The 11234-nt window shown below is 68.7% G+C and carries 11 protein-coding genes; 6 read left to right on the top strand and 5 right to left on the bottom strand.

What is annotated here, in order from left to right:
- Positions 1 to 97: 97 nt before the first annotated feature.
- The 5 genes from M4D77_RS21920 to M4D77_RS21900 are packed head-to-tail and all read left to right on the top strand — an operon-like array spanning position 98 to position 5289.
- Complete coding sequence (locus M4D77_RS21920) at positions 98 to 1105, top strand: alpha/beta hydrolase (RefSeq protein WP_137810331.1); 1008 nt, start codon at positions 98 to 100, stop codon at positions 1103 to 1105.
- Entirely contained in the window at positions 1102 to 1962 is an 861-nt protein-coding gene (locus M4D77_RS21915) for an SDR family NAD(P)-dependent oxidoreductase (RefSeq protein ID WP_068970130.1), read from the top strand. Before M4D77_RS21920 ends, M4D77_RS21915 begins: the two co-directional genes overlap by 4 nt.
- Before the next feature lie 43 nt (positions 1963 to 2005).
- Positions 2006 to 2965, top strand: coding sequence for a reductase (locus tag M4D77_RS21910; protein WP_068970131.1), 960 nt, complete (start codon positions 2006 to 2008; stop codon positions 2963 to 2965).
- Positions 2966 to 2975: 10 nt separating this feature from the next.
- The gene (locus M4D77_RS21905; RefSeq protein ID WP_259937383.1) at positions 2976 to 4469 is read left to right on the top strand and encodes an NAD(P)/FAD-dependent oxidoreductase; all 1494 of its coding nucleotides are present in this window, start codon (positions 2976 to 2978) and stop codon (positions 4467 to 4469) included.
- A gap of 4 nt (positions 4470 to 4473) precedes the next feature.
- Complete coding sequence (locus tag M4D77_RS21900; protein ID WP_231742456.1) at positions 4474 to 5289, top strand: MerR family transcriptional regulator; 816 nt, start codon at positions 4474 to 4476, stop codon at positions 5287 to 5289.
- On the opposite strand, the gene M4D77_RS21895 is transcribed toward M4D77_RS21900, so the two are convergent.
- From M4D77_RS21895 to mftE, 5 genes are read right to left on the bottom strand one after another with little or no spacing between them, the layout of a single operon-like run.
- The gene (locus tag M4D77_RS21895) at positions 5248 to 5904 is read right to left on the bottom strand and encodes a hypothetical protein (RefSeq protein WP_259937382.1); all 657 of its coding nucleotides are present in this window, start codon (positions 5902 to 5904) and stop codon (positions 5248 to 5250) included. The genes M4D77_RS21900 and M4D77_RS21895 overlap by 42 nt on opposite strands.
- A complete protein-coding gene (locus tag M4D77_RS21890) occupies positions 5891 to 6322 on the bottom strand; it encodes a PPOX class F420-dependent oxidoreductase (protein WP_259937381.1) in 432 nt (143 codons plus the stop codon). The genes M4D77_RS21895 and M4D77_RS21890 overlap by 14 nt, the downstream gene beginning before the upstream one ends.
- 56 nt (positions 6323 to 6378) lie before the next feature.
- Positions 6379 to 7719: a mycofactocin system GMC family oxidoreductase MftG gene (gene mftG / locus M4D77_RS21885; RefSeq protein ID WP_259937380.1), complete on the bottom strand. Its 1341-nt coding sequence runs from the start codon at positions 7717 to 7719 to the stop codon at positions 6379 to 6381.
- Positions 7716 to 9239, bottom strand: a complete 1524-nt coding sequence (mftF, locus tag M4D77_RS21880; RefSeq protein WP_259937379.1) for a mycofactocin biosynthesis glycosyltransferase MftF — start codon at positions 9237 to 9239, stop codon at positions 7716 to 7718. The genes mftG and mftF overlap by 4 nt, the downstream gene beginning before the upstream one ends.
- Positions 9236 to 9946, bottom strand: coding sequence for a mycofactocin biosynthesis peptidyl-dipeptidase MftE (gene mftE / locus M4D77_RS21875; protein WP_058252356.1), 711 nt, complete (start codon positions 9944 to 9946; stop codon positions 9236 to 9238). Before mftE ends, mftF begins: the two co-directional genes overlap by 4 nt.
- A gap of 180 nt (positions 9947 to 10126) precedes the next feature.
- Between mftE and M4D77_RS21870 the strand changes: the two genes are divergently transcribed.
- On the top strand, positions 10127 to 11234 hold a 1108-nt coding region (locus M4D77_RS21870), incomplete at its 3' end, for a CaiB/BaiF CoA-transferase family protein (RefSeq protein ID WP_259937378.1).

Raw genomic sequence — 11234 nt, 5'->3', positions numbered from 1 at the left:
CCGGTCTGCTGTGTGTGCGGCTTCCGAACCCACCGCCCACCCCTGACGCATCCATTGTGCCATTGACAAATGGCACGGTTGCTGATGGTGTGAGTTGATGCACACCAGGACGACTCCGACCCCGCTGCCGACCCGCGCGTCGGCACGGGCCACCGCGACCGCCCATGCGACGAGGTGGGGGCTCGGCACGTTCACCGGCGCGATTCCACTGAATCCGCTGGGCATCCGACTCTCGCGCGGTCTCATCGCCGCGATCATGCGCACGCTCGGACGTACGCCATCCGGAACAACCGTGTATCCGGTCCGCGAGAACGGCATTCGCGGCGAGTGGGTTCTCGGACCGGATGTCCGACGGGGGCGCCGCGCGATCTACTACGTCCACGGCAGCGCGTACAGCATCTGCTCGGCTCGCACACATCGGTCGCTGGCCGCGCGGCTCTCTTTCGCGACCGGGATACCGGTGTTCGTCGTCGACTACCGTCTGGCTCCCGAGCACCGATTCCCCACCGCCGCCGAGGACGTCGCCGACGGCTTCGACTGGCTGCTCCGCCAGGGCTTCCTCCCTGCCGACATCGTGGTCGCCGGCGACTCCGCCGGCGGTCATCTGGCCTGCGATCTGACCCTCCGACGCGCGGACGGCGGCGCTGCCCAACCCGCCGCGGTCGTCCTGTTCTCCCCGCTCATCGACCTCACCTTCAAGCTGGCGCGCACCCAGGAACGCATCCGGCGCGACCCGGCGATCACGGCTGCGGCTGCCGCCCGCCTGGTGGCGCTCTACACCCGCGACGTTGCCGCCGACGACCCGCGTCTCGCGCTGGATTTCGCGGCGGCACGGGATCTTCCACCGTTCCTCATCCAGGCGGGCGGCGCCGAGATGCTCAGCGCCGACGCCCGCCACCTGCACGAGCAACTCAGCGCGCACGGCGGTGACAGCCGGCTGGAGATCTGGCCGGGCCTGATGCACGTCTTCCAGGCCCTCCCCCGGCTCGGCCCAGAAGCCGACGCCGCACTGCGCCGGGTGGCCGAGTTCCTGGGCGACCGGGCGGCGGACCGGCCGTCTCCGGCGACGGCCCCGGCCTCACTCACCGAGGCGGACGCGTCATGATCACCGCGGTCGACGGAATACGGCGTCGGTTCCTCCGGAATCCGGTGTCGCAGAACGCTCGCGCGCTCGTCACCGGTGCCGGGAGCGGGATCGGCCGTGCGTTCGCGCTCGAACTCGGCCGGCGCGGCGGCGAGGTGATCTGCGCCGATATCGACGAGACACGCGCCGACGAGACCGCGTCGCTGGTCACCTCCCGGACCGGGCGGGTGGCCCATGCGTTCACCTGCGATGTCGCCGACCGGGCCGCGATGGCCTCGCTCGCGGCGTTCACCCGCGACACCTTCGACGGTCCACCGACTCTCGTCGTCAACAACGCCGGAGTCGGCATCGGGGGCCGCCCGGTCGGCGACATCGGGTTCGACGACTGGGACTGGACGCTCGGGATCAACCTCTGGGGTGTGGTGCACGGGTGCGAACTCTTCGCACCGATGCTGCGCGAAGCGGGCCGCGGCGGGATCATCAACGTCGCGTCGGCCGCGGGTTTCGCCGCGGCGCCGGTGATGGCGCCCTACAACGTGTCGAAGGCCGGCGTGGTCTCGCTGAGCGAGACACTCGCCGCCGAGCTGGCCTCCGCCGGCGTCGGTGTCACGGTTCTGTGCCCCACGTTCGTCAAGACCAACGTGGCTCGCGACGGCCGGATCACCTCGGACGCACAGGATCTCGCCGGGACGCTGATGCGCTGGACCGGGGTGTCCCCGGCCGGCGTGGCCGCATCGACACTCGACGCCCACGATCTGGGACGTCTCTACGTCCTGCCGCAACTGGACGCCCGCGTGATCTGGCATCTCAAACGACACTTCCCGGCGTCCTACGTCCGCGGACTCGGACTCCTCAACCGCCTCCTGCCGTCGTCCTGACCCGGCGACCTCAGCCCACCGACCACTCGAAAGGACCACTCTCATGGCCATCGACCTCGACAACATGCTGCAGAAGATCAAGGACCGTCAATGGGCCCTGATCGACATCGATTGGGACGCACCGGGCGCCGAGCTCATCGACCCCGACCTCCACGCCAAGCTCAAGCCCTTCATGAGTGACCTGATGTGGATCGAGAACGTGGGCGCACGGGGCTTCGCGGCCATGGCCAAGAAGGCGCCGACCCCGACGCTGAAGAGCATCTACGAACACTTCCACGCCGAGGAACAGAAGCATGCCAATGCCGAACTGGCACTGATGCGCAGGTGGGGCATGCTCGGCGGCGCCGGGAGCGGAGCGAGCGGGCCGAACGCAACAGACGACGAGATCCCGTCACCGAATGTCAACGTGCAGCTGGTGATCAACTGGCTCGACCGACACTCCGACGACATGTCCCTGTCCTTTCTGGGAACTGTGATCCCGATGCTCGAGGTCGCGCTCGACGGCGCGCTGATCAAGTTCATCACCGACGAGGTCAAGGACCCGGTGGCCCAGGAGGTGTTCAGACGGATCAACTCCGATGAATCGCGGCACCTCGCAGTCGACTTCGAGGTGATGGAGATCCTCGGACACGCGGGGTTGCGCAAACGGACGATCGATTTCGTCGGCGGGTGGGTCAAGCCGACCTTCCTGATCGGAGCTCTCAGTTATGTTCCGCTCCTGAACAAGATGCGCGACAACATCGTCGCGATGGGGGTCGACGAGGAACGGTTGTACAGCGCGATGAAGCGCTACCGGGCGGTGGGTGATCGAAGTGAGTACGTGCGGCGCCTGCCCATGTTCCAGGTGGTCGCGTACCACGGTGCGGCGGTGATCAATCGAGGCAACGTGCCCTACCACCTGTTCGCCGACTCGATGGTGAAACTCACCGATCGCATCCCGTTCGGCCTGGTCCACCGAACACCCACGTGGTCGCAGGAACTCACCTACGAGCCGACGGCCTGAGGCGGCGGTGATGTACATCTCGGTGGCCATCATCGGAGCCGGATTCGCCGGCATCGGCGCGGCGATCCGACTCCGGGAGCGCGGAATCGACGACCTCGCGATCTTCGAACGCGACGACCGGGTCGGCGGCACGTGGCGCGACAACACCTATCCGGGTGCCGCGTGCGACATCCCGTCGCTCCTGTACTCCTACAGCTTCGCGCCCAACCCGGACTGGTCGCACACCTACTCGCGCAGTGCCGAGATCCTCGACTACATCCGGTCGATGGTCGACGACTCCGGGATCGGACCGCACATCCGGTTCGGCCACACGGTGACCGGGATGGAGTACAAAGCCGACGACGGTCTGTGGACCATCACCTTCGACGAAGGGCACGAACCGGTACGGGCGCGCGCCGTCGTCCTGGCCTCGGGTCCGCTCGCGAACGCCTCCTTCCCCGACATCCCCGGCATCGAGGACTACGAGGGGCACAAGATCCACAGCGCACGTTGGGATCACGACTACGACTTCACCGGCAAGAAGGTCGCTGTCGTGGGCACCGGGGCGAGCGCGGTCCAGATCGTGCCGGAGCTGGTCGAGACCGCCGCGTCGGTGAAGGTCTTCCAGCGCACGCCCGGCTGGGTCCTGCCCCGCGCGAACGTGCGGACCCGTGCGACGACCAAGCGGCTCTATCGGGCGGTGCCCGGCACCCAGCGACTGGCGCGTTCACTCTGGTTCTGGGGTCACGAGACGGTGGCGCTGGGCGTCGTCTGGAACACTCCCCTGACCCGCGTCGTCGAGGCGGCCAGCAAAATGCACCTGCGGTCGCAGGTCGACGACCCGTGGCTGCGCCGACAGCTCACCCCCGACTTCGCCGCGGGATGCAAACGACTGCTCATGACCAGTGACTACTACCCCGCGCTCCAGCGACCGAACTGCACACTGGTGACCTGGCCGATCGCCCGCATCGCCGAACGCGGCATCCGCACCGTCGAAGGTGTTGAGCACCAGTTCGATTGCATCGTGTTCGCGACCGGATTCGACGTGTCCAAGACCGGGACGCCGATCCCGATCACCGGCCTCGACGGCCGCGACCTCGCGTCCGAGTGGGGCCGGGGCGCGTTCGCGTACCGCAGCGTCGCCGTGTCCGGCTATCCCAATCTGTACTTCACGTTCGGACCCAACTCCGGCCCGGGCCACAGCTCCGCGCTGGTCTACATGGAGGCCCAGATCGACTACATCACCGAAGCGGTCACCCAGCTGCTCGAGAACGACTGGAAGGCTCTCGACGTGCGCGCCGAGGCGCAGGAGCGATACAACCAGGACATCCAGCGTCGACTGACCTCGACCACCTGGAACTCCGGATGCCAGAGCTGGTACCTGACCGACGACGGGTTCAACGCGACGATGTACCCCGGCTTCGCGACCCAGTACGTCAATCAGCTGCGCCGCGTCGAATTGCGCGACTACCGGATCCTCGTTCACCAGGACGCTCGGACTCCGGCCACCGCAGCGTTACAGTGAGGGGATGACCGAGTACCGGATCGACGACCTGGCGCGCGTGTCCGGAACCACGACCCGGAACATCCGCGGCTATCAGGAACGCGGGCTGCTCCCCCAGCCGCTGCGGCGCGGACGCGTCGCGATCTACACCGAGAAGCACCTGCGTAACCTCCGGGCCATCAACAAACTGCTCGGGAGCGGGTTCACCCTCAAGCACATCGCCACCTTCATGACGAACCCCGGCGCCCGCATCGGGGATGCGTTGGAGCTCAACGAGATCCTCGACGAGCACTGGTCGAGCACGTCACGCCCGGAGATCACCCGCGACGAGCTCGACGAGAGATTCGGTCCGCTGGACGATGCCCAGGTCGCGGCTCTCGTGCGAGCCGGTGTGATCTCCGAGACCCCGCGCGATGGGGTGTACGAGGCCATCGACCCGCGCATCATTGGAAACCTGGCGAAACTCGTGCGACGGGGCGTGCAGATCACCGCGCTGGCAGATGTCCACGAACGGTTCACCGCAAAGATCAACGAGGCCGCCGAGATCCTGCTCGCTGCCGCGCATGACGAGGTGGACCGACGCAAGGGCCCGGGCTGGCTGCCGGAGAACGACGACGACGTCGCCTGGGCGGTGAACCTCCTGGGGATGATGCGCCGCGTCGGAACCGAGAACGCCCACGCCGCACTCGACCGCGCCCTCGACACGGCGCTGGACCGGGAACTCTCGGCCCACCAGAGCGCCGTCGACGAGCGTGCGGACGCCGACGCGCCGCAGCCCGGCCGGGAATCCGTCGAGCCCTCAGCCGGACCCGTTGTGCCGCTTCGGCAGAACGACCAATGAGGCGAGGAAGAAGCAGACCGCTCCCACGAACGTACCGGCCGTCGCGGCCACCGCGTCGGCGGTGACGCCACCCTTGGTCACGAACGCTCCGACGGCCGACACCCCGAATGCGACACACCCGATCCAGTTGATCAGCACCGACCACCAGTCGCGATCGCGGACATCCCACCGGCGTCCGGTGGCGCGGGTGTAGCCGGCGAAGGCGACCGCGCCACTGATGAGGAAGGCGATGGACCCGCCCGCGTCCGGGGTCCAGACCAGGTGCCGGTCCCCCCAGATCGTATGCGCGACCAGAGCTCCCGTGGTCGACACGTTGAACAGGATCGTACCCACCGATTGCGTGGCTGCTGTGAGCCATTCGGCACGGATGACCGAACCGGGCGCCGACGACCGCAGTTCGGCCACGGTACCGCTGCGGATCAGCTGGATGAATCCGGCGGCGGTGAAGAACCAGGCGCCGACGAAGTAGCAGCTGTTGGCGAACCCGGCGCCCATCACATGTGCCAGCCCGGGGGCCGACCCCAGCGCGAACAGCGCCGACCCGATCATGAACCCCCAGCACTGCTTGGGCAGCGTCGGCGTCAGGAACGCATGTGTGCGGTCATGCAGTGACATCAAGGCTCGCGATGACCTTGCTCGGCTCGATCCAGATCCCCAGCTCGCCGGTGACCCCGTTGCGGGCTCCGAACTCCTCGGCCCGCTCGGCACCCATGTATCGCGCCCCGCACATCGTCGCGATGCGACGCACCTCGTCGAGGTCGTCGGTGACCCGCGCGATGCCTTGCACCTGCACGAACCCGAACGGCGGTTCGGGCAGGTCGACCGCCATCACTACACGTGAATCACGCAACAGCGCACGGCCTTTGGCAGTCGTGGCCCCGGTGTTGAACGCGATCCGGTCGCCGTCGAGGACGAACCACACCGGGACGACGAGCGGTCGACCGTCGGCGGCGGTGTATCCGAGGTGCCCGGTCTTCGTGCCGCTGGTGAGGAAGTCGCGGATGGCCGGATCGGACAGCGTGGGCTCAGACATGCCTCTCACCCTAGAGAGACCCGGCCGCAACCGCGAGGTGTTCGGACTCGACCGCCTCACCGTTGCGCGAGTACATCACCGATCCGGCACGCCATCATCATGATCGTCGCGTGTGGGCCACTGCGCCCGCTGGTGGGCAGAATGGACCCGTCGACGATCCGCAGTCCGCGAACCCCGTGCACCCCGCCGAGCCAATCGGTCCGGACACCCATCGGCATCGTCCCCCACGCGTGCTGGGAGAACCCCGCCCGATCGGCGATCCGCACGCTCCCCGGGACGACGACGTCGGCGAACTCGGGCGCCCGCAGCATCTCCACGACTCCCGCGGCCGCCGTCCGCAACGCGATGGCGGTAGCCGGGTCGGGTTCGTCGAACTCAATCCGTACTGCGGCGCCGTCGGCGACGATCCGTACCGCCGAATGCCTCATCGCGGTCACCTCGACGATTGGACCCCACGCGCGCAGACCACGAATGTACGAGGCGAAATCATCTCGATAACAACGTATTTCGAGACCGCTGTCGGTGTGCACCACGGTCGGCAACACCATGCCCGGCCCCGCCGGTGTCCGCCTGGCGTACGACACCGCCAGGCCTCGATGCTCCCCGGCACCCAGCGAACGGGCATCCGTACGACCCCCGATGTCGAGTGCGGGCAACTCCGAACGCAACAGGATCCCCGCGGTGCCGAGGGTGCCCGCGGCGAGGATCACCTCGCCCGCGCCGACCGTGAGCGAGCCCGCGTGCACGCCCGTCACCGTCGTACCCCCGGCCGACGCCACACGGTCCACCGTGCAACCGGTCACGACCCGGAGGTTGGGTCGCGACAGCGCCGGGACGAGGTACGCGTCGGCCGCCGAGCGGCGCGCGAGCCCGCTCCGATTGATCGGCACCCGGTTGAGCCCGACCACCGGCCACCGCAGCGCGAGCGGACGGACCGGTACCCGCGCCGTCCAGTAGCGCTCGAAAGCGGTTCCGGCGTCGCCGAGTTCGTTGTCGGCGACGGGTTCGACACCCATGGTGCCGCCGGGCGCGTCCAGTTCGTCGTACGCATCGGCGATGGCGTCGAGCCCCCACCCGGCCGGCCACGTTCCGAAGTCGTCGCGATGGCACCTGAGGAAGTACCCGCCGTTCACCGCCGACGAACCGCCGAGAGCCGACCCGCGGGCCGCCGACACCCCGAGGTTCGTGTCGTGGCGGACCGCATGCGGGGCGGCGTCGTCGATCGGTAGCCGAGACAGCTCGAGGTCCGCGGGGGCCGGCAGGCCTCCCGGACCGCGTTCCAGCAGCACGACCGCACGGTCGGGGTTCCGCGAGAGCCGCTCGGCGAGCACGCATCCGGCGCTGCCGGCGCCGACGATGACGACGTCAGCGGTGAGCGACCGGTTGGTCGTCGTCATCGAGAGATGACCGGGCGCAACGCTTCCGGGTCTCGGTGGGTGATGACGCCTTGCCACAGGCCCGCACCGTAGGCCAGGTCGTCGAGCCGGTGCATGAGGATGTAGCGCAGCGGGCCGAGCGTGGGCGGACTGGTCGGATCGGCGAGCAGATCCCGGACCCAGGACACCACCCCCTCGACGATCGCCACCTGCACGGCGAGGGTGCGGAAACGCTTGGACACAAGGGCGAGCAACACCGCCACCGGCCAATAGTGACGGCAGATGGCGTCCGCGGCCTGTAGCAGTCCGAACCCGGCCGCTCGTCCGGTCATCTGCGCCGACACCAGCGGGGCCGACGGCAGGTCGCCCAGCCGCCGCCGCAGCCGAACCGCCAGATGGGTGAGGATGATCATCGCCAGGGCGGCACCGAACCGCGTCCGCGACAGCAACGCCACCACCGCGGCGGCCATCGGAACCGACATCTTCATCGGCGCTGCTCGGTCACCGTGCCGGGAGGCCAGGTGTGCGGCGCCGGTGCCGTAGAAACAGCGACGCGAGAGCACCGAGCGCAGGTCAGCGCGGTGCTCATGGGCCACACGAGCCACCGGGTCGTAACGGATCCGCCACCCCTCCGCGTGCATCCGCCAGCACGCGTCGACATCCTCGGCCACCCGCAGCGACTCGTCGAAACCGCAGAAAGCGCTGCGCCGCACCACCATCGCGGCGCTGGGCACATACGGGGTCCGGGTTGAGGGCGCCACCGCGGACTCCTCGGGCCCCATGTCCAGGGAGGACCACCCGTTCTCGTAACGTTCGGCCAGCGATGACGCCACCGACGGGTCGGACTGCAATCCGACGATGCGCGGTGCGACGAGCCCGACCGTGGGGTCGGAGAAGTGCGTCAGCAGGATGGTGAGCCAATCCGGGTCGGGCACGACGTCGGAGTCGAGGAATGCGACGAAGTCGGTCGTCGCGGCCTCCGCACCCGCGTTGCGCGCCGCGGACGGACCACGGTTGTCGTCGAAGCGCAGGACCCGCGCCGTGGGCCGGTCCACCACGATCGGGGTGGCGGAGCCGTCGTCCACGACGATGACCGTCAGCCCGTCGAGGGCGTCGAGCAGGCGATCGATGCCAACCTGGTTGTCCCGGACCGGGACGACCACGGTCACGTCCTGCGGCTGCGGTCCGAACATGGGCCGGGGATTGGCGATCCCCGCGTCCAGCAGCGCGCGCGCCAATCGTCGGGTCACGTTGTCGCACACCTCGATCCGACCGTCCTCGGAGGTCATCCCGAGTGCGGTGTCGGACATGCGCAGCAGCCGCGTCGGCGAACCGCCGACCAGATACCGGAAGTCGCCAGCCTTGGCACAGCGCAGGTCGATCTGCACCTGGAAGCCGTCGGGCAGATCGGTCCCCGGAGGCGCGTCGGCGTCCGAGTGCGCTCCGGGTTCGACGGACTCCGAGTCGTCCCGGGCGGAGGCGTCGTCCGCGTCCTGGTTCCCGGCCCAGCGTCGTGGGGCCGAGTCGTCGAGGGCCGTCATCCCAGGCGCCCCAGATCGTCGATCTGCCACGACTCCAGGGCGGCCCACAGGCGGTCGGTCACCCCGTCGACCAGACCCGCCCCCGTCTCGGCGCTCGCGCCCTCCGGGTCGCCGAGGACACCGTTGGGACTCACGGCGGCGACACCGCCCGACCGCATCGCCCCCATCAAAGCCCCCACCGGCTCCCGGTTGCCCGCCACGGCACGGTCGGGATCCACGACGGACGGCGAAACATGCAGCAGCACAGATGTTTCGGTGAATCCCGCGTGGGCGTCGGCGCCTTCGAAAGCGCACGGGAACCAGGCGACGTCCCGGCCCTCGTAGCGGAGTCGGGTCACCGCCTCGATCAGCGTCCGGGTGTTCCCGCCATGTCCGTTGACGAACACCACGCGCGCCGCCCATCGGCACGCACTGCGGCCGTACTCGACGAGGAGGCCGCGCAACGCCTCGTGTCCGATCGAGATGGTCCCGGCGAAGCCCTCGTGTTCACCGCTGGCGCCGTAGTTCAGGTCCGGTGCGCACAGGAGCCCGGAGGCCTTCGATCGCCCGCAGACGCGCTCGGCGATCGCCGACGCGATACGCGTGTCGGTGTCGAGCGGGAGGTGGGGCCCGTGCTGCTCGACCGAACCGAGGGGCACCAGCAGAGTGATCACCTGCCCATCGAGGTCTGGCCAGTTGCACTGCCCCAACGCCGATGGCACCGTCATTCGACCAATGCTAGCGACGGTGCCTGCGAGTGTGTCGGTCTCGCCCGAAAAACGGAGCGAAAAACGCGTCCAGATGTCGCGAACCACCACTCTGACGAGCGTTCGATCGGTTGTGGAATGCTGAGAACATCCAGTGACACCTGACACAGTGCGCGAACAACGATCGGGAGGACGACACCCATGAGCAGTGCCACACCACACGACAGCGGCAAGCCCGGCCCGCTGAGTTCGATCCGGGTCATCGAGTTCGCCGGTATCGGCCCCGGTCCGCATGCCGCCATGCTGCTGGCCGATCTCGGCGCCGACGTCGTGCGCGTTCAGCGCCCGGGGTCGCTGCCCAAGCCCGGCCGCAACGCCGATGCTCTGCTCCGCGGCCGACGCGTCGTCGAGGCCAACCTCAAGGACGACAACGACCGGGAGACCATTCTCGGCCTCGTCGCCAAGGCCGATGTGATCCTCGAGGGTTTCCGTCCCGGCGTGATGGAACGGCTCGGACTCGGACCCGACGACCTCGAGAAGGTCAACCCCGGCCTCGTCTACGGGCGCATGACCGGCTGGGGACAGGACGGACCCCGTGCCAACCTCGCCGGCCACGACATCAACTACATCTCGCTCACGGGCATGCTGCACGCGATCGGACGCAAGGACGATCGTCCCGTGCCCCCGCTCAACCTGGCCGGCGACTTCGGCGGCGGTTCGATGTTCCTCGTCGTCGGTGTGCTCGCGGCACTGCTCGAGCGCGGGGTGTCTGGCCGGGGACAGGTCGTCGACGCGGCCATGGTCGACGGCGCTTCCGTTCTGGGACAGATGATGTGGGCGTTCCGCGGCACCGGACTGTGGAGCGACACCCGGGGTGTGAACATGCTCGACACCGGTGCTCCGTACTACGAGGTCTACGAGACCTCCGACGGCAAGTACATGGCGGTCGGCGCGATCGAGCCGCAGTTCTACGCCGAGCTGCTCAAGGGCCTCGAACTCACCGACGCCGACCTGCCGGACCAGAACGACATCGCCCAGTGGGGGAAGCTGAAGGAGATCTTCACCGAGACCTTCAAGTCGCGCACCCGCGACGAATGGGCCGCGGTCTTCGAGGGCACGGACGCCTGCACCTCGCCGGTCCTCACCTTCGCCGAGGCACCTGCCGACGCCCACATGGCCGCCCGCGCCAACCTCGTCGACATCGACGGCGTGACCCAGGCCCAGGTGGCACCGCGCTTCTCGCGCACCAAGCCGGAGACCCCCACGGGCCCGACCACCGAGGCGACCGATCCGTCGACGCTCTGGGCCG

It is taken from the genome of Gordonia sp. p3-SID1431 (assembly GCF_025143765.1).
In the GTDB taxonomy this organism is placed as follows: domain Bacteria; phylum Actinomycetota; class Actinomycetes; order Mycobacteriales; family Mycobacteriaceae; genus Gordonia; species Gordonia hongkongensis.
Note: the sequence above shows the minus strand (reverse complement) of the source record. Positions and strands in the feature narration are given on the sequence as shown.